This window comes from Gammaproteobacteria bacterium (genome assembly GCA_016199745.1).
Taxonomy (GTDB): Bacteria; Pseudomonadota; Gammaproteobacteria; order Acidiferrobacterales; family Sulfurifustaceae; genus JACQFZ01.
On record JACQFZ010000048.1, the window covers coordinates 1 to 18,922 of the forward strand.

Here is an 18,922-nt window from a genome sequence, read left to right on the forward strand (position 1 = left end):
ATGAAATGCTACAGATCTTGAGTCTGACCTTGTTCGAGCGAATGCCATTGGATCAGCTACTTAATAACATCATCACGGATGACATCCAGGCGCTTGCGGCTAATCAGCTGACTTTATTCGATTAACGTCCGGACACTACTGTCTTCATATATTGAGATAACGCGGAACCTTTGTCTTGAGCAACCGGACTAGCTGAGGCTGCATGTAGTCGTACTTATCCAGAATACCCAGCACCACAATTCGTTTGCCTTTAAGCGCCGCCCCAAACTTGTCGTTGAGTTTTTTTCGGTGTCTCTCTTCCATAGCAACGATGATGTCGGCCCATTCGATAAGATCAGCACAAACTGGGGTCGCGGCATCGTCGTCGAGACCCGCGGAAAGCGCTTCTACCCCAGGCCACTTGGAAAAAATGGTTTCCGCGGTAGGACTCCGCAAGCGATTTTGGCTGCAAAGAAAAAGCAATTTCTTCACTTGCGGCGGCCGCGACTACGTTTGCGCGCGCCGGGTTTGGCATCAGCCTTTACCAGGAGCTTCTTTGCCAAAGCATTCGACCTGGCGCGCGCCGCCGGCGATAGGCGTGTGCGTCGTTCGCGGAATTTGTTTGCGCGTGATCGTTTTGTGTTCGACACGACGACAATGTTTTTGTGAGGCATTACTAACGATTGTCTTAGTAATGCGCCGTCAAGCGGTTTTTTAACGGCGTCTTGGTTTCTTCTTCTTTTTTCTCGTCTCGTCGCGCGCGATGCGAATGGATTCGCGCGCCCATGACAACAGCTCCACCGGATCGAGCAGAATCTCTTCCGGCAGTTCAAAGTAGCGCCGGACCTGTATCCGTCCTTTTTTGGTGACATAAGAAAAAGCGCCCATGCCCGCCCGCTCATACGTCGGACGCGTCGTGTCATCGACGACAAAATACAGGCTGTTTTTCATGATCATCGCGAACTGCGCCGGGCCCGACGATATTCCTACCCCGCCGAAAAAACGGTTCGTGCGTACCGGCAAAACCGGCTCCAATAGATCCAGCACGTAGGTCACGTATTCACGATTGGCGGTCATGGCGCGAGCGCGGCGTTCAAACGAGTGTGCGGCGACGTGTTGTCTTTTGTCGGTGTCGGCATATACTAGAACGATCGTTCTAGTAATAGCAACCGCACTCGTTATCATGGCTGGCCGCAAATCATTTGACGACTCGGAAGTTTTGCAGACGGCGCTTCGTATCTTTATCGCGAAGGGCTACTCATCCACGTCGATGAGGGATATCGAGAAGGCGAGCCGGTTGAGCGCCGGCAGCCTGTATTTCACCTTCAAAAACAAGCGGGCGCTGTTTCGGCAGGTGATGAACCATTACTTACGGCACGTCGTCATCGGCCGGATCGAGGCGTATCTCGGCCATCGCGAGTTTCACAAAGGCGTTCGGGCGTATTTCGAGTCCACGTTTACCAACAAGAATTACCGTAAGTGCGGATGTCTATTGACGATCACCTCCGCGGAACCGGGCCTGGATAAAGCGGTGGCTCGGAAAATCGAAACCGGTTTCAAGATCATCGAAGAAAAATTCGTCGAGATCGTCCGGCGAGCGCAAAAGAACGGCGAGATCGACCGCAGAAAAGACCCGGCGCTGATCGCGCAACATTTATTCACGAGTTACCAGGGTTTATTGGTGCTGGTAAGGTTCGGCAAAAGTAATCGTTACCTCAAAAGGGCGACCGACGCCGCGATCACCCTTCTCCATTAAAAAACCAACCAAGGAAAAAATCATGGCCAGCACAGCAAAGAAAGTACTCATCGTCGTTACATCGCACGATCGCTTGAGCGATACCGGCAAACAAACCGGATTTTGGTTCGAAGAGTTGGCCACGCCCTACTACGTATTTGTCGATGCCGGCTACACGGTGGACATTGCCTCCATCAACGGCGGCAAGCCGCCCGTGGATCCCGGCAGCGAAGGCGAGCCGGGCAATCGGCCGGCGTCCGTTCAACGTTTCATGACGGATTCCTCGGCCATGAACAAGCTTGAGAAAAGTTTGGCGATCCAAGCGGCGGACACTAAACCGTATGACGCCATATTTCTGTCGGGTGGGCACGGCGCCATGTGGGATATGCCGTCGAATACGCCGCTGGCAACCGCGCTTGGCGCGGCGTTCGACGCCGGCAAAGTGATCGCGGCGGTCTGCCACGGGCCGGCCGGGTTGGTGTCGGCGCGACGTAAAGACGGCAAGTCGATCGTGCACGGCCGACGGGTGAATTCGTTCACCGATACGGAAGAGTCGGCGGTGGGTTTGTCGAGTGTTGTGCCGTTTTTGCTGGAAAGCCGGCTTCGGGAATTGGGCGGCATCTTCGAACGAGCGCCGGATTGGCAGCCGATCGCCGTGCGCGACGGCAACCTCGTTACCGGCCAAAACCCGCAGTCGTCGCATGTGGTAGCGGAACAAGTTATCGAGGCGCTACGCTAGTGTAGTGCTTCGTTCTTCTTGGAACTTAAACGGCGGTTGGCACGAAAGGGCGTGTCACCAATTAACCCATCCGCCACAATCCCAACCTCAACCCATCAACACGAGGCGAGAGCACGTCGAATGACAAGGAGATATGGACTGCGCGATGACCAATGGGAGCGGATCAAAGATTTATTACCCGGCCAGGAAGCCCACGTCGGGGTGACCGCGAAAGACAATCGGTTGTTCGTGGAAGCGGTGCTGTACCGCTATCGCGCCGGTATACCCTGGCGAGATTTGCCGGAACGGTTTGGCGACTTTCGCGTCGTCCACACACGGTTTAGTCGGTGGGCGAAAGGCGGTGTCTGGGAACACGTATTTCGCCAGTTGGCGACAGCGGCCGATAACGAATACGCCATGATCGATGCCACCATCGTCCGCGCGCATCAGCACAGCGCCGGCGCCCAAAAAAAGCCGGGCAAACGGAAGAAGACAATCGAACCACAGAGAAAATCGGCCGGAGCAAAGGCGGTCTGACAACAAAGATTCATGCCACGGTCGATGCGCTCGGCAATCCCACCGGATTCTTCCTCACACCGGGACAAGCGTCCGATCTCGAGGGTGCCGATGTGCTGCTACCGTGCGTATTGGCCGACACCGTGATCGGCGACAAAGGGTACGATGCCGAGGCGCGGGTCATCCAGCCGTTACGCGACGCCGGCAAGACGGTGGTCATTCCGCCTGACGCGCCCCATCGATTGGGAGTTAATCGCGAATCAGTACGACGAAATGGTGAAGTACACGACGGCATTGCGGTTAGGCACCGCGGAATCGGAGGCGATCCTACGCCGCTTCACGCGCGACAACGTTCAACACCCGACGTACCGAGCGCTCGCTGAACTGGGCCGGGCGGTGAAGACGATCTTTCTCTGTCGGTATCTGCATTCCGACGATCTGCGTCGTGAAATCCACGAGGGGTTGAATGTCGTGGAAAACTGGAACAGCGCCAACAGCTTCATCTTTTACGGCAAGGGCGGCGAGGTCGCCTCCAACCAGTTAGAGGATCAGGAGCTCTCTATGCTTGCGCTGCATTTGCTGCAGCTACATCATACCTTAATGATTCAACGCGTTCTGGTGGAAGACCGTTGGCACAAACGCCTGAAGGAAGCCAATCGCCGCGGGTTGACGCCGCTCATTTACGCCCACATCAACCCATATGGGCGCTTCGACCTCGACATGAACGAGCGCATGGCGATCGATACGGAAGGGGCAGCGGTAGCGGAGGCCGTACAATGAATGGGCCCTCCAACCGCAACGCCTCAAGACATGAGATTAGGTTGCGGCTCCCTGTCACTGGGCCTCACAGGTGGTTGAAAAACTTCCACACGCGTGGCGTTGTTTGAACGACGGGAAGAGGCAGGCAAACAGAAGCGGCTACCGAACGGCTATTTTTTGTGCGGCGTTATCCAAAACCCATCAATGAACAACCACGCCCCAAGGGGCGGGGTATCGATTTTGTGTTGCTAAATGCTTCGCCGCAAGCGGCGGGGAATTACACCCGGAGAGATTAACCCCAGACCAATCCCAAGTGGCTCACCACCAGCCCGCCGCCGACGATGACGACTTTATCGCCCGGCTTGGCGAGTTTGCGCTCGGCGATCAAATGAAGACCGATCGGCACATTTGACTCATTTGCGCCGCGCGGATTTTTTAATATCGATGGGTTTCAATCCTCACCCTCATCAATAGACAAACGTGACGATGCCCAACGCCAGTCCGGCGCCTTGGCCGTATAGCAACACCTTGTGTCCGCGCGTAAGACGCCCTTGCTCGATGGCGAAGTGTAGGCCGAGCGGGATCGACGCCGCGACGGTATTGCCGTAGTCGCGCAGGTAGACGAAGTGGCGCTCCTTGGGCCAACCGAGGCGGCGGCTCATAAGTTTTACGGCAGGTCCGCTCGCTTGATGGAACATGAACAGGTCGATGTCCGACAGTCGCTGTTCGTTCTCTGTGAGGAATCGCTCGTAAAAGCCGGGCATGTGCTGCGCCGCTAGGTGGAAAAGTTTAGGTCCTTCCATCGTGAAGAAGTCGCCACGCTTAAGTCGTCCTTGCTCGATGGCGAAGTGTAAGCCGAGCGGGATCGATGCGGCAATGGTATTGCCGTAGTCGCGCAGGTGGACGAAGTGTCGTTCCTCGGGCCAATCGAGTTGGCGGCCGATGAGTTGAATCAGCGGTTCGCTCAATTGATGCGTGAGGAACAGATCGATGTCTGCGGGTTGCTGGTTGTTCGCTGTGAGGAATCGCTCGTAAAAGCCGGGCGTGATCTGTCCTATCAGACGCATCATGTGGCGTCCTTGTATGGTGAAAAAAGAATCCTCGGGTGTGGGCGTACGGGGACTGCGGGGGCCGTAAATGCTGCCGCCAATACGCACGCGGGCATAGTCGCGGCCTTTGGGCGCGATCATGAAACTGCCCGCGCAGAATTGCGACGCTTTGCTGTGTTGCTGTGTTGCTGTGTTGCTGTGTTCGGTGTCGCGTTCGATGACCACCGCCACCGCCGCATCGCCAATGAGCGCCGCACTTTCCCATTCGTGCGGGTTCAGATGCGAGGAACCGTTCTCGGCGGCAACCAATACCACCCGCCGATAACGACCGGCGGCAATCAGATGCGCCATGGTGTCGAAGCCGACAAGAAAACTGAGGCAGGTCGCGTCGATATCGAAAACCGCCAGGTGACGCGGCGCCTCATCTAGCTCTGCCAAGATCAAGCTAGCCGTGCAGGGCAATCCCTGTGCGGGACCTCCGCTAACCGAAATAAGGGCATCGACATCGTCGAGCGTCAGCTGCGCACGATCGAGCGCAGCCTTCACGGCTTTCCCACCCATGTACGGAGAGATTTCGACTTCATTGCCATAATAGCGGGTACGGATACCCGTTTTCTTCTCGACCGTGCCGGGCTCGAGGTCGAACTTTTCGTCAAAGTCGGTGGACGGAACTTTCACGCTCGGGATATAGCATCCGGTGGAGACGATTTTTACGGGCAGCATGGGCTTACGCCTTTTGGTTTTTTGAATTCGCGACCATATCTTACGCCTAGCCGAGAAGCAGTAAACTCACTGCACGGCAAGCGCACGTCCAGGTAGCACGTGGGGAATTTTTAGAGGTTCCCATTATTAAGTTTCACAATGAGTTGATGCATGGTTTAGACCGTCGACGTTAGCATGCTGGCACGGCGCTGTCCTTCAAGCATCGCCTGTTGTTGCAGCGTCTGTTGATGGATTTCTGCCAGCGTTTCGAATTTGCGTTCCGCCTCCATCCGTCTGCCATCGAGTAGCGTCTTCTCGTTCTCGACCACCGCGATCTGCGTTCGTGTTTCAGCCAGTGCGATCTGGACATCGCGATAGTCTCGGACAAGCGCCTCGTGGGTGTGGCGCAATTCGTCGAACTGATACGACAACCGATCTCGCTCGGCGGTGACTTTTAGGGTGAGATCTTGCTGGTGTTGCCACGCGAGAAGCATTTATGCGCCCCTGATCGCTGACGTACTCGACGCGGGTGACAGTCCCGTGTCCTCTCTGCCGGAACTCTTTCTCTCCGATGTAACCTCATTTGCGTAAGCCGCCCCGGTTGTGCATGCCCCTGCGCAACTTCCTCATAACTGCTGTGGTTCGCTGAGCCGGGGGATGGCAACGTGCCGCGTCATTGCGGTCATCACGCAACATTACAAAATTGTAATCTGGCGGCCGGGACTTTGTTAAGCCCGACTTGATCTAGATCAAGAGTAGATGCCGCATTCCCGCCTAAATTGAATCGGGTTCTTCAGGTCAAAGGTGACGTATGCACGATGGCGGAATAGGTGGCATGGGTTTCGGTATGGTGGTTTTCTGGATCGTTGTGGTCCTGGCCATCGCCGCGCTGATTAAGTACTTGCTCGGGAATTCGGGCAAGAAATAAACGTGCCGCACACTGGTTCATCGCAGCGACGTGAGCAGAGACCAAATGATAGAACGCGACGGAGCGGCAGCGATGGCGATTGATCCAGTGTGTGGCATGACGGTGCGGGAACGAACCGCGGCGGGTTCGACGAACTACCGCGGCAACACTTATTACTTTTGCTCTCCCAACTGCGTCGAGAAATTCAAAGCGAATTCGGCGGCATATGTGGACGCGCAGACCGATCGCTTACCTATGAAGGTCGCGGTAGACCAACGTCACATCCCCAACGGCGCGGCCACGCGACCCGCGAAAGATCTCGCCAAGGATCCGATCTGCGGCATGGTGGTGGAAAAGGCGAGCGCGCTTAAAACCGAGCGCGCCGGACGCACGTATTATTTTTGTTCCAGCGGCTGCCAGCGCACCTTCGAATCGCCCGAGCAAGAGCTGAGCTCGATGAAACGGCGCGTGACGATCGCACTCGCCGGCGTGCTCGCGTTGGCGATCTTGCGCGCCGCCGCGTTCATAGCACTCGCTGCCGGCGCCACGATCGTGACCTGGGCGCCGATTCCGCAGCTACCTTGGTTCACTTGGGGGATGTGGCTGTTTATCCTGGTCACGCCGGTGCAGTTCATCGGTGGCTGGAGTTTTTATAAAGGCGCCTGGGCCGCGATCAAGACGCGCTCCATCAACATGGATTTCCTGATCGCGCTCGGTACGTCGGTGGCGTACTTCTACAGCGTCGCGGTGATCTTTTTCCCGGACGTGTTGCCGGTCAAGGTCGAGGAGCGCGATGTCTATTTCGAAGTGTCGGCGGTGATCATCGCGTTCGTGTTGCTTGGCAAGTACATGGAGGAGGTCATCAAGAAGCGCTCTTCGGCGGCGGTGCGCAAGCTGATGGATCTGCGGCCGGCGATCGCGCATGTGGTTCGTGGTGGCGCCGAGATGGACGTGCCGGCGGAATCGGTCATGGTGGGGGAAACGGTGATCGTGAAACCGGGCGAAAAGATTCCCAGCGACGGTGCGGTGCTCGAAGGAACATCGAACATCGACGAGTCGATGCTGACCGGCGAATCCATGCCGGTCAACAAGAAGCCAGGCAACGGTGTCATCGGCGGCACGTTGAACAAGGCCGGCTTGCTGCGCCTCCGCGCCACCCGCGTCGGCGCCGAGACCGCGCTCGCGCAGATCATAAAGATGGTCGAGGAGGCGCAAGCCACGAGCGCGCCGATTCAGCGTATCGCCGATCAAGTGACGGCGTATTTCGTACCGGCGGTGGTTGTGGTCGCGATCGCTGCATTCGGCGGCTGGTGGCTCGCCGGCAATTTTCCGCAGGGCCTGCTCGCCTTCATCGCCGTGCTCATTATCGCCTGTCCTTGCGCGCTCGGTATCGCTACACCTGCCGCACTCATGGTCGGCGTCGGCAAGGGCGCCGAAGCGGGGATCCTGATTCGCGGCGCCGAGGTGCTTGAACGCGCGCGCAACCTTACAACCGTCGTCTTCGACAAGACCGGCACGCTCACGCGCGGCGAGCCCAACGTGACCGACATCGTGTCGCTCGGCGCGATGGATGAGGCCGCCGTGTTGCAGCTCGCGGCCGCGGTCGAGGTCGGTTCGGAACATCCGTTGGGCGAGGCAATCGTGCGTGCCGCTAAACACCGCGATCTCAAGCTTTCCAAGGTAACCGGATTCGAGGGAATCGCCGGCCACGGCATTCGTGGCCGAATCGACGGTAAAGACGCCTTACTCGGCAATCGTCGCTTGTTCTATGACGAAAGCATCGACGCCACAGCTGCCGAAACGGTGATGACTCGGCTCGAAAGCGAAGGCAAGACCGCGATGTTGGTCGGTTACGCCGGCGCGCTTGCTGGCGTGATCGCCGTGGCCGATACGCTCAAGCCTGAATCGAAGGAGACGGTGGCCGCGCTTCAGGCCGAGGACATCGACGTGGTCATGCTTTCCGGCGACAACCGGCGCACCGCCGAGGCCATCGGCCGCGAACTCGGCATCAGCAATGTCATTGCCGAGGTCTTGCCGGGCGATAAGGCCAAGATCATTCGAGAGTTGCAGCAGCAGCGCAAGGTCGTGGCCATGGTCGGCGACGGCGTCAACGACGCGCCGGCACTGGCTGCCGCCGACATCGGCATCGCGATCGGCAGCGGTTCGGACGTCGCCAAGGAGACCGGCTCCATCATTCTCGTGCGCGACAACGTTCGCGACGTGGTGACGTCGATTCAGTTGTCGCGCGCGACGCTCCGGAAGATCAAGCAGAACTTGTTCTGGGCGTTCTTCTACAACGCGGTGGCGATCCCGGTTGCGGCTTTCGGGTTCATGAACCCGATCATTGCGGCGGCGGCGATGGCGCTGTCGTCGCTGTCGGTGATCGTGAACTCGGCACTACTCAAGGGCATGAAGGTCTCACCCGATCTCGGTACTCCGCGAGGGTTCGCCCATGACGTTGCGTAACGAAAATCCTGTACTCGACCAATCGGCGGGCCGTCGCCGCTGGCGCTATCGAGCCACCTGCTTTCTCCTCATGGTGGCGCTCGCGGCGTTGTCATACACCGGGTCCGGACTCGCTTGGTGGACCTTGTTCGCAATTGCCGTTGCCATTTCCTGCCCGATCGTGATGGCGATTGCCTGGTGGCAGGGTGAGCGCGCGCAACGAGAGGTGAAGCGTGCGCTGGCGCAACTTCCCGAAATTCAATCGATCCCAGGAAAAACTCATGGACCATAACCCTTCCAGCGACCATCAACGACACTCGAACGGGCGCATGTGGTGGGTGTTTTTGGCCTTCGCCGCGATCGCCGGATTCTTTCTGCTGACTGAGCATCGTGCGCACGTGCTCGGCGCTTTGCCCTACGTATTACTCGCACTCTGCCCGCTGATGCACCTCTTCGGTCATGGCGGCCACGGGGGCGGCGGATCGCGCCGAGGAGGTTCGCGTGAACACTGACACCGCACCGGCCTATGGACTTTGGACGTTGGTAATTCTCAACTCGGCGGTCTTCATTATCTTTCTCTACAGCTTCGCTAAACCGCAGAGCCCGCGCGACTGGCGCTCGTTCGGCGCGATCTCAGGATTCATCGTTGCGCTGTTCGCCGAAATGTACGGCTTTCCGTTGACGATCTTTCTGTTGTCGGGGTGGCTGCAAAGCCGCTTCCCTGGTGTCGACTGGCTCTCGCACGACGCCGGACACCTGCTCGAGATGCTCTTCGGCTGGAAAGCCAATCCGCACTTCGGGCCGTTTCATCTGCTCAGCTTCATATTCATCGGCGGCGGTTTCGTATTGTTGGCCGCGGCGTGGAAGGTATTGTTCCGTGCGCAGCGAACGCGCGAGCTCGCCATCAGTGGACCCTATGCACAGATCCGCCATCCGCAGTACGTCGCCTTCGTGTTGATCATGTTCGGCTTCCTCTTGCAGTGGCCAACGTTGCTCACGCTCGCCATGTTTCCGATATTGGTGTTCATGTATGTGCGACTGGCGCGGACCGAAGAGCGGGACGTCGAACGTGAATTCGGTGAACGTTACCGTCGATATGCGACGCATACGCCCGCTTTTGTTCCGAACTGGCGGACGTTCTTCGGCGAGCGTACCCATGGAACAAATTCTTGAGTCGTCAACATAGTTGGTGAATCGGGAAGGAGGGGGATTATAACAACGAGCAAGGCAGTTTCCGTGGGATAGACACCGTAATTAATAGAGATCAACAACTTTCATCTTCCCTCACTACTAAAAAGGAGCACGCTATGAGAAATGCAACAAACCGTAGATGGGTTACCGCATTGTGTGTCGCGACGTGGGTATTCGGCGCATCGGCGTATGCGGCAACGGCCGCGGGCCCTGGGTCGGCGCACATGTCAGGCATGATGCATGACATGTCGGCACAAATGGAAGGCATGTCGCAGGAGATGACCGACTGGACCAACAAAGACGCCACCGAGCAGAAGCGCATGGCCGAGCGCATGAAGCAGATGTCGAAATGGATGGGTGACATGTCAGGCATGATGGGCAAAGGTACGAAGCTTGGCACCGATCCGCACATGCAGCAACAGATGGAGCAGATGCGCAAACAGATGGACATGATGAAATCGCAGTAGTAGATCTTGCGATCCATCGGGCATCGGCGACAGGCAATGCTTTCGCCGATGCCAATTCTGCGCGGGGCTTTTGAGGAGCACGGACATGTTGACTCGTTGGCGAAGATTATTTTTTTGGGTAGCGGTGTTTGTGCCTGTCATCGTTTTCGCCGCGACAACAACTGGTTCCGCAGAACGCGCGCGCCAACAGGTTGTCGATGGTGTCGCTATCTACTTCGGCATCGTGCCGGCTGAACTGGTGCGAGGTCACCCACCGCAACATGCCGAAAGCGACATGCACGGAGGTGTCCCGGTAGGGGAGAGTCATATCATGGTCGCGCTGTTCGACAACAAGACCGGTAAGCGCATAGACAACGTCGAGGCAAACGCACGCGTAACCGGCAGTGGACTCCACGTGGAGAAAAAATTGGAACCGATGGTAGTAGCGGGCAGTTTGACCTACGGCAATTATTTTTCGTTGACGGGTAGCGGCCCGTATCGAATCGCCATACGTTTCCGCCTTCCCGGCGCCGCACACGAAAGCCACGCGGAATTTGCGTGGGCACGATCCTAGGAAATGCTATGGACATCATGTTCCTCGGCGCAACAGGTACCGTAACCGGATCGAAATATCTGGTAACCGCTGGCGCAAAAAAGATACTCGTCGACTGCGGTCTGTTTCAGGGATACAAACAGCTGCGGCTGCGCAATTGGGCGCCGTTTCCGTTTCCAGCGGCGGAGATTGACGCCGTCGTACTCACGCACGCGCATCTCGATCATAGCGGCTATCTGCCGCTGTTAATCAAAAGCGGTTTTACCGGCAAGGTTTATTGCAGCGACGCGACGCGTGACTTGTGCGCCATTCTGTTGCCGGACAGCGGCCACCTGCAGGAAGAAGAGGCGGAGTACGCCAACCGCCGCGGGATTTCCAAGCACAAGCCTGCGCTGCCGCTCTACACACAGGTGGACGGCGAACAGGCACTGAGCCGTTTCACGCCGATCGCGTTCAACCAGGACGTGACCATCGCCGGCGACGTGAAGATTCGTCTCGCGCCGGCCGGTCACCTGCTCGGTGCTGCGATCGTGCGTCTCGACCATGGCGGCACGTCGCTCGTGTTCTCCGGCGATCTCGGGCGGCCGAACGATCCCATCCTCGTGGCACCGACAGCGATCACTCGCGCCGATTATCTCGTCATCGAATCCACGTACGGCGATCGTCTCCATGATCCGGCCGATCCCAAGGTGCTGCTCGCCTCGGTTGTCAACCGAACTGTCGCGCGCGGCGGAGTGGTGATCGTTCCGGCGTTTGCAGTGGGTCGGGCACAGACGCTCATGTATCTGATTCACCAGCTCAAGGAAGCGCGCACCATTCCCGATATCCCGGTGTATCTCAACAGTCCGATGGCGGTGAATGCTACGCGCATCTTTCACCATCACCGTGACGAGCATCGGCTGACACCGGCGCAATGCGATGCGATGTGCGGCGCCACCAACATCGTCAACAGCGTCGACGAATCGAAACACCTGAACACCTTAAGCGGACCGATGATCATCATCTCGGCGAGCGGCATGGCGACCGGCGGTCGCGTCGTGCATCACTTGAAGGCGTTTGCGCCGGACGCGCGCAACACTATTCTCTTCGCCGGTTTCCAGGCCGGCGGCACGCGCGGTGCCGCCATGCTCGCCGGCGCCGAGACCATCAAAATCCACGGCGAGTACGTGCCGGTGCGCGCCGAGATAGCACGCCTGGACAATCTGTCCGGGCATGCCGATGACGGCGAAATCCTCGAATGGCTCCGGCGTTTCGAGGCGCCGCCGCGCAAGACCTTCATCACGCACGGTGAACCGCAAGCGGTCGACGCTTTGCGCCGGCGTATCGAAGAAGCGCTGCATTGGTCCGTCGCCGTACCGGAATACCGGGAACAGGCGGCGCTAACCGCTGTCGCCGAGAGGAATTCATGACCGCATCGGTCCAACGTTCCGATGCGCGGCTAGTAGAAGGCAAGCGCACACCTTGAAAGGAGAACTCCCACGACACAAGCAAGTGAAACAGCCGTCCGGACACGTAAAGCCCAGCGCGCCATCGGACGGCGAACGCGAGCGCATGATTGCCGAAGCGGCGTACTATCGGGCACAGGCGCGTGAATTCGCGCCGGGTGGCGAGATCGACGATTGGCTGCAAGCGGAAACAGATATCGATCGTTTGCGGCGCGAGGCGCAAGACACGCGTTGACGAGGTATTGATGGAAAACAAGCAACAATTCTCGCTCTGGTATTTCGTGATCGTGTTTCTGGTGTTGATCGCGTTCCAGAATTACTTCGCGAACGGGCATACCGAGGAGCTCGCGTACAGCGACTTCAAGATCTTGCTCAGGGCCGGCAACGTCGAGGAGGTGGCACTGACCGAGACGACGATCGAGGGCGAGCTGCGCACAAAAGACCTCGATGGAAAGTTGCCGGCAACGATGCTCGAACGATTGCAGCGCGCCGGTGGCGATCGGCATCGTTTTGCGACTGTGCGGGTCGGCGATCCGGATCTCGTCAAGGAGCTTGAGACCGCCAACGTCCGTTTCACCGGCAAGATCGAAAGTCGTTGGCTTGCGACATTACTGTCGTGGATTGTGCCAACAGCGATGTTCGTCGGCGTCTGGTGGTTCTTGATGAAGCGCATGGGCGGCGCTGCCGGAGGAATGCTCGAGATCGGCAAGAGCAAGGCCAAGGTCTATATGGAGAAGCAGACCGGCGTGTCGTTCGACGACGTCGCCGGTGTCGATGAGGCCGAGGAAGAGCTGCAGGAGATCGTCGAGTTCCTCAAGGATTCGAAACGCTACGGCCGCCTCGGCGCGCGTATTCCCAAAGGCGTACTACTGGTTGGCCCGCCAGGCACCGGCAAGACCCTGTTGGCGCGTGCAGTCGCCGGTCAAGCCGGCGTGCCGTTCTTGACCATCAGCGGCTCCGAGTTCGTCGAGATGTTTGTCGGCGTCGGCGCGGCGCGCGTGCGCGATTTGTTCGAGCAGGCACGCAAGCTCGCGCCGGCAATTATCTTCATCGACGAGCTGGACGCCTTGGGCCGCGCCCGCGGTGCCTCGCCGCTCGCCGGTGGGCACGACGAAAAAGAACAGACGCTGAATCAGTTGCTCTCGGAGATGGATGGTTTCGATCCGAGCGTCGGGCTGATTCTGCTGGCGGCGACCAATCGGCCGGAGATCCTCGATCCGGCATTGCTACGCGCCGGCCGGTTCGATCGGCAGGTATTGGTGGATCGGCCGGACAAAAAAGGACGGGTCGATATTCTAAAAGTCCATCTGAAGAAGGTGCAGCTCGCCGCCGATGCCGATCCGGAAAAGATCGCCGCGCTCACGCCGGGTTTTTCCGGCGCCGATCTCGCCAACTTGGTGAACGAAGCGGCATTGCTCGCGACTCGGCGCAGCGGCGATGCCGTCACGCTCGATGATTTCACGCGGGCCGTGGAACGCATCGTCGCCGGCCTCGAAAAGAAAAACCGGCTGCTCAATCCCAAAGAGCGCGAGATCGTCGCGCATCACGAGATGGGCCACGCGCTGGTGGCGTTGTCGTTGCCGGGTACCGACGCGGTGCACAAGGTGTCGATTATCCCGCGCGGCATCGGCTCGCTCGGCTACACCATCCAGCGCCCGACCGAAGACCGTTACCTCATGACGCGCGCCGAGCTTGAAAACAAAATGGCGGTATTGCTCGGCGGGCGTGCCGCTGAGCAACTTATCTACCAACATTTTTCCACCGGTGCCGCCGACGATCTCGCCAAGGTGACCGATATCGCCCGCAGCATGATCATGCGCTACGGCATGGTCGAGGCGCTTGGCCACGTCACCTACGAGGCCGAACGCGGCACGCTGCTCGATGTACCGGGGATGACCCGCCCGCGCGAGTACAGCGAAGAGACGGCGCGCGAGATCGACCACGCTGTGCGCGACATTATCGGCGCTGCGTTTGATCGGGCGCTCGCCATTCTGGGTGAGCGACGCGAAACGCTTGAACGTGGCGCGCGCCAGTTGCTAGAAAAGGAAACGCTGGCGGAGGATGAGCTACTAAGTCTCATCGGCAAACCGGTTGCACGTCCCCCCGTACGCACGGGTCAAGTCGAGGTCATTCGATAATGAAAACTGTCGTCATCGACGTCGCCGGCATGCTCTCGCCGCTGAGCGCGCGCGGTGTGGAAAAGCAGCTGCTCGACCTTCTTGGTGTACATAAGGCAGAGGTGAACTACGTCGCTGGAAACGCAACAGTCTGTTTCGACGAGGCGCAAACGAAACTTTCGACCATCAAGCAGCACGTGCAGGAGTGTGGATACCACTGCAGTGGCGAGGTCGTGCCGAAACATGTGTGCCTGCCGGAAGATCCGGCGGCCGCCGTTGCGGCGATGGAGCATGCGGGACATGTGGCTCGCGCATCGGCTGCGCCAGCCCACGCCCGCCATGCGAAACCGGCGACGTCTATTGCGGTACCCGCCGAACCGAAGCGAATCAAGCGGCGGTCGGCGCGGAAAAAAAGATCAGTGATGCCGACAGTCGTGTGGACGTATGGGTCATTGCCGTCGACGAAGCGCTGGCGCGTGCCGCCCGAGCTGTCGTTCCGGCGCTTTCTACGCGCAATAGAATTCCCGTTTGATGTCAGTACAGGGACCGAAATCCCGAGGGACAGCGATGAACGAAGTAGTGACAAAGTCGACACCGACAGAGCGCACGCTCAAACCCGACGAGTTGCAGCGTCTCGACGGCTGGTGGCGAGCGGCGAATTATCTTTCCGTCGGTCAAATTTATCTGCTCGACAATCCGCTGTTGTGCGAGCCGCTGGCATTGAAGCACATCAAGCCACGACTGCTCGGGCATTGGGGCACGACGCCGGGGCTTAACTTCATTTACGCGCATCTGAATCGCGCTATTAATAAGCATGACCTCGACATGATTTACATCGCCGGCCCCGGTCACGGCGGCCCGGCGCTCGTTGCCAATACCTGGCTCGAAGGCAGTTACAGCGAGCTCTATCCGAACGTGCCGCGCAACGCCGACGGCATGGCGCGCCTATTTCGCCAATTCTCGTTTCCCGGCGGCGTCGGCAGCCATGCCACGCCCGAGACGCCGGGATCGATTCACGAAGGTGGTGAGCTTGGCTACGCGTTGTCGCACGCCTACGGCGCGGCCTTCGACAATCCCGATCTCGTCGTTGCCTGCGTGATCGGCGACGGCGAGGCCGAGACCGGACCGCTCGCCGCTGCTTGGCATTCGAACAAGTTTCTCAATCCGGCGGCCGATGGCGCGGTGTTGCCGGTCCTGCATTTAAACGGCTACAAGATTGCGAACCCGACGGTGTTGGCGCGCATTCCGCGCGAGGAACTCGAAAGTCTTATTTCCGGCTACGGCTATCGGCCGTATTGGGTCGAAGGCGACGACCCGAAAGCGATGCACGAATTGATGGCGACGACGCTCGATGCCGTCATCAGCGACATACGGGCGATCCAGCGGGCTGCACGCGCATCAGACGCGGGCGAGTCGCGTCGCCCACGTTGGCCGGCAATTATTCTTAAAACACCGAAGGGCTGGACCGGGCCGAAGGAAGTCGATGGCAAGAAGACCGAGGGCCATTGGCGTTCGCATCAAGTCCCGTTCAGCGATCTGGCAAAACCCGAACATCGACAGTTGCTCGAACAATGGATGAAGAGTTACCGACCGGAAGAGCTCTTCGGTAACGATGGTGTGTTGAAAAATGAAATTGCGGGAGTCGCGCCCCAGGGAAGTCGTCGTATGGGCGCCAATCCACACGCCAATGGCGGTGCGCTACTGACCGACCTGCGTTTACCCAAAGTTCGCGACTACGCGCTCCCCGTGCCGCAACCGGGCGCGACTAAGGCCGAGGCGGCGCGGGTGATGGGCGTATTTTTGCGCGACGTCATGAAGCTCAATCTCGACGCGCGTAATTTCCGTGTGGTCGGACCTGACGAGACCAACTCGAATCGACTCGGCGCGCTGTTCGAGGTCACCAATCGTGCTTGGATGGCCGAGCGTATCGCTGGCGATGATCATCTCGCGCCGGACGGCCGGGTGATGGAAATCTTGAGCGAACATACCTGCCAGGGTTGGCTCGAAGGTTACTTGCTGACCGGGCGTCACGGATTTTTTTCTTGCTATGAGGCATTCGTCCACATCATCGATTCCATGTTTAACCAGCACGCCAAGTGGCTCAAGGTAAGCAAGGAAATACCGTGGCGCCGGCCGATCGCGTCTCTCAATTACCTGCTGACCTCGCACGTCTGGCGCCAGGATCACAACGGCTTCTCGCACCAGGATCCGGGCTTCATCGATCACGTCATGAACAAGAAGGCCGATATCATCCGCGTGTACCTGCCACCGGACGCCAACACACTGCTATGCGTAACGGATTGTTGCCTGCGGTCACGCGATCTCATCAACGTGATCGTCGCTGGTAAAAACGAGCAGCCGCAATGGCTCGACATGGACGCTGCCATCAAACACTGTTGTACCGGCATCGGCGTCTGGCAATGGGCAAGCAATGACGGAGGGGCGACGCCGGATGTCGTGATGGCATGCGCCGGCGATGTGCCGACGATAGAAACGCTCGCTGCGGTCGACCTGCTGCGCCAACTCGTGCCGGAACTGAAGGTGCGCGTGGTGAATGTAGTGGATCTCATGACACTGCAACCGAAGGAGGAACATCCGAACGGGTTATCGGACCGCGACTTCGATGCGCTGTTCACGACCGACACACCCGTCATTTTCGTTTATCACGGTTACCCCTGGCTGATTCACCGCCTGACATACCGGCGCACCAATCACAAAAACCTGCACGTGCGCGGCTACAAGGAAGAGGGCACGACCACGACACCGTTCGACATGACGGTATTGAACGACCTCGACCGATTCCATCTGGTCATGGACGTGGCCGACCGCGTTCCGTTGCTCGCCGGCCGAGCGGCGTACCTCAAACAGCTCATGCGCGACCGGCGCAGCGAGCATAAGCACTACATCGTCGAGCACGGCGAGGACATGCCGGAGATCCGTAACTGGAAGTGGCCGTACGGAGCGAACGGTGTATGAAGAAATTCGGGCAGTCGCCGATGAATCCGCTGCTTGAAATAAAACGCCTAGGTCAGAGCGTATGGCTCGACAACTTGTCGCGCCCGCTGCTGCGCGATGGCGGCTTGCGGCGGCTGATTGAGCAGGACGGCCTTACCGGTGTGACCTCGAACCCGGCGATCTTCCAAAAGGCGATCGCCGCCGACACGTATTATCGCGATGATCTCGCGCGATTGAAGACGACGACGCTTGATCCCGAACAGCGCTACGAGAGCCTGGCGATTGCGGATGTTCAAGCGGCGTGTGATCTGTTGAGTCCGATTTACGAGACGACTCGCGGGGATGATGGTTATGTAAGCCTGGAAGTTTCGCCAACGCTTGCCCACGACGAGACGGCAACCGTGGACACCGCACGCCGTCTGTACCGCGCGGTGAATCGCCGCAACGTGTTAATCAAAGTGCCAGCGACACCGGCCGGCGTACGTGCGTTCGGGCGATTGATCGCCGACGGCATCAGCATCAACGTCACGCTCCTGTTCTCGTTGTGGCACGTGCTGCAGGTCGTGCAGGCGTACATTCGGGGCATGCGTGCGCGGATCGATAACGGCGGCGATCCGCGCACGATCAAAGCGGTTGCCAGCCTCTTCGTAAGCCGCGTGGATACGCTCGTGGACAAGCAGTTGGAGACGCTTGGCAGCGCCGAGGCATTGAGTTTGCGCGGCCGCACCGGCGTGGCGATCGCGAAGCTCGCCTACCAACGCTACAAGGAATTGTTTCATGGGCCGGCGTTCGTCGAGCTCGCGGCACGCGGCACTCGCCCGCAGTACCTCTTGTGGGGTAGCACCGGCACCAAGAATCCAGCCTATAGTGACGTGCTGTACGTTGAGCCGCTCATTGGGCCGGAGACGATCAACACGATGCCCGACGCCACGCTGGCGGCGTTCCGCGATCATGGGCAGGCGCGATTGACGTTGGAGCAGGGTGTGGAGGAAGCCGAGGCGCATTTCCTCGCGCTGGAGAGAATCGGCATCGATCTGCACGTCGTGGGCGAGACGTTACAGGTCGATGGTGTGAGATTGTTCGACGAGGCTTACAGCAAGCTGCTCGAACTGACGCAATGAGCGCCCCTGCCCTTGATCTGCATCAACGCCAAATTTGCACATCATTGATAGTGTTTGCCTAAGCGGCCCTGAAGCCGGGCCAAAACAAGGAGGATAGGGACGTGGAGCTACAACAACTGCAAGAGCAGGCAGACGCGCTGGAAATTCGCGGGTCTTATCCGGTGACCAAATCGAAACTCGTGCGAGCGATACAACATCGCCTCGGGGAGCAACCTTGTTTTGCGACGGAAGTGCGTTGGCAATGTGCGAATAGTGTCTGTGTCTGGCGCCAGGACTGTTGCAAA

The 18,922-nt window shown here is 58.8% G+C and carries 18 protein-coding genes and 3 pseudogenes; 17 read left to right on the forward strand and 4 right to left on the reverse strand.

Features of this window, described 5'->3' with window-relative positions; all coding sequences use genetic code 11:
• Nucleotides 1-144 precede the first annotated feature (144 nt).
• Together HY308_11230 and HY308_11235 are read right to left on the reverse strand one after the other, a co-directional pair.
• Nucleotides 145-471 (reverse strand): phosphotyrosine protein phosphatase, encoded by a 327-nt coding sequence (locus tag HY308_11230; protein ID MBI3898856.1) that lies wholly within the window; start codon nt 469-471, stop codon nt 145-147.
• Between the two features lie 222 nt (nt 472-693).
• Complete coding sequence (locus HY308_11235) at nt 694-1,056, reverse strand: TfoX/Sxy family protein (GenBank protein ID MBI3898857.1); 363 nt, start codon at nt 1,054-1,056, stop codon at nt 694-696.
• Between the two features lie 106 nt (nt 1,057-1,162).
• Between HY308_11235 and HY308_11240 the strand changes: the two genes are divergently transcribed.
• The 4 genes and pseudogenes from HY308_11240 (at nt 1,163) to HY308_11255 (ending at nt 3,728) form a co-directional block, all read left to right on the forward strand.
• The gene (locus tag HY308_11240; GenBank protein MBI3898858.1) at nt 1,163-1,735 is read left to right on the forward strand and encodes a TetR/AcrR family transcriptional regulator; all 573 of its coding nucleotides are present in this window, start codon (nt 1,163-1,165) and stop codon (nt 1,733-1,735) included.
• 22 nt (nt 1,736-1,757) lie between these two features.
• Nucleotides 1,758-2,453 carry a type 1 glutamine amidotransferase domain-containing protein gene (locus HY308_11245; GenBank protein ID MBI3898859.1) on the forward strand — a complete coding sequence of 232 codons (696 nt, stop codon included), beginning with the start codon at nt 1,758-1,760 and terminating at the stop codon, nt 2,451-2,453.
• A gap of 120 nt (nt 2,454-2,573) precedes the next feature.
• Nucleotides 2,574-3,172 (forward strand): annotated as a pseudogene (locus HY308_11250) (IS5 family transposase).
• 1 nt (nt 3,173) lies between these two features.
• A pseudogene (locus tag HY308_11255) lies at nt 3,174-3,728 on the forward strand (Tn3 family transposase).
• A 446-nt stretch (nt 3,729-4,174) separates the two neighbouring features.
• Here the strand turns inward: HY308_11255 and HY308_11260 are convergent.
• Nucleotides 4,175-5,479, reverse strand: coding sequence for a hypothetical protein (locus HY308_11260; GenBank protein MBI3898860.1), 1,305 nt, complete (start codon nt 5,477-5,479; stop codon nt 4,175-4,177).
• Between the two features lie 155 nt (nt 5,480-5,634).
• Nucleotides 5,635-5,952 (reverse strand): hypothetical protein, encoded by a 318-nt coding sequence (locus HY308_11265; GenBank protein MBI3898861.1) that lies wholly within the window; start codon nt 5,950-5,952, stop codon nt 5,635-5,637.
• 506 nt (nt 5,953-6,458) lie between these two features.
• On the opposite strand from HY308_11265, the gene HY308_11270 reads away from it, so the two are divergent.
• The 13 genes and pseudogenes from HY308_11270 to tal all read left to right on the forward strand — a co-directional run bounded on the left by HY308_11270 (nt 6,459) and on the right by tal (nt 18,638).
• Entirely contained in the window at nt 6,459-8,831 is a 2,373-nt protein-coding gene (locus HY308_11270) for a heavy metal translocating P-type ATPase (GenBank protein ID MBI3898862.1), read from the forward strand.
• Entirely contained in the window at nt 8,818-9,102 is a 285-nt protein-coding gene (locus tag HY308_11275) for a hypothetical protein (GenBank protein MBI3898863.1), read from the forward strand. The genes HY308_11270 and HY308_11275 overlap by 14 nt, the downstream gene beginning before the upstream one ends.
• The gene (locus HY308_11280; GenBank protein ID MBI3898864.1) at nt 9,092-9,322 is read left to right on the forward strand and encodes a DUF2933 domain-containing protein; all 231 of its coding nucleotides are present in this window, start codon (nt 9,092-9,094) and stop codon (nt 9,320-9,322) included. The genes HY308_11275 and HY308_11280 overlap by 11 nt, the downstream gene beginning before the upstream one ends.
• Nucleotides 9,312-9,983, forward strand: a complete 672-nt coding sequence (locus HY308_11285; GenBank protein MBI3898865.1) for an isoprenylcysteine carboxylmethyltransferase family protein — start codon at nt 9,312-9,314, stop codon at nt 9,981-9,983. Before HY308_11280 ends, HY308_11285 begins: the two co-directional genes overlap by 11 nt.
• 134 nt (nt 9,984-10,117) lie before the next feature.
• Nucleotides 10,118-10,468 carry a hypothetical protein gene (locus HY308_11290; GenBank protein ID MBI3898866.1) on the forward strand — a complete coding sequence of 117 codons (351 nt, stop codon included), beginning with the start codon at nt 10,118-10,120 and terminating at the stop codon, nt 10,466-10,468.
• Nucleotides 10,469-10,553: 85 nt separating this feature from the next.
• Nucleotides 10,554-11,021, forward strand: coding sequence for a hypothetical protein (locus tag HY308_11295; GenBank protein MBI3898867.1), 468 nt, complete (start codon nt 10,554-10,556; stop codon nt 11,019-11,021).
• An 8-nt stretch (nt 11,022-11,029) separates the two neighbouring features.
• On the forward strand, nt 11,030-12,409 hold the full coding sequence (locus tag HY308_11300; GenBank protein MBI3898868.1) for an MBL fold metallo-hydrolase: 1,380 nt from the start codon (nt 11,030-11,032) through the stop codon (nt 12,407-12,409).
• A 142-nt stretch (nt 12,410-12,551) separates the two neighbouring features.
• Nucleotides 12,552-12,680, forward strand: a complete 129-nt coding sequence (locus HY308_11305) for a DUF2934 domain-containing protein (protein ID MBI3898869.1) — start codon at nt 12,552-12,554, stop codon at nt 12,678-12,680.
• Nucleotides 12,681-12,690: 10 nt separating this feature from the next.
• Nucleotides 12,691-14,583, forward strand: coding sequence for an ATP-dependent metallopeptidase FtsH/Yme1/Tma family protein (locus HY308_11310; protein ID MBI3898870.1), 1,893 nt, complete (start codon nt 12,691-12,693; stop codon nt 14,581-14,583).
• Nucleotides 14,583-14,822 (forward strand): annotated as a pseudogene (locus HY308_11315) (heavy-metal-associated domain-containing protein). The gene HY308_11310 and the pseudogene HY308_11315 overlap by 1 nt, the downstream one beginning before the upstream one ends.
• On the forward strand, nt 14,810-15,094 hold the full coding sequence (locus HY308_11320; protein ID MBI3898871.1) for a hypothetical protein: 285 nt from the start codon (nt 14,810-14,812) through the stop codon (nt 15,092-15,094). Before HY308_11315 ends, HY308_11320 begins: the two are co-directional and overlap by 13 nt.
• Nucleotides 15,095-15,129: 35 nt before the next feature.
• Complete coding sequence (locus tag HY308_11325) at nt 15,130-17,538, forward strand: phosphoketolase family protein (protein ID MBI3898872.1); 2,409 nt, start codon at nt 15,130-15,132, stop codon at nt 17,536-17,538.
• A gap of 20 nt (nt 17,539-17,558) precedes the next feature.
• Nucleotides 17,559-18,638, forward strand: a complete 1,080-nt coding sequence (tal, locus tag HY308_11330) for a transaldolase (protein MBI3898873.1) — start codon at nt 17,559-17,561, stop codon at nt 18,636-18,638.
• Nucleotides 18,639-18,922: the final 284 nt, after the last annotated feature.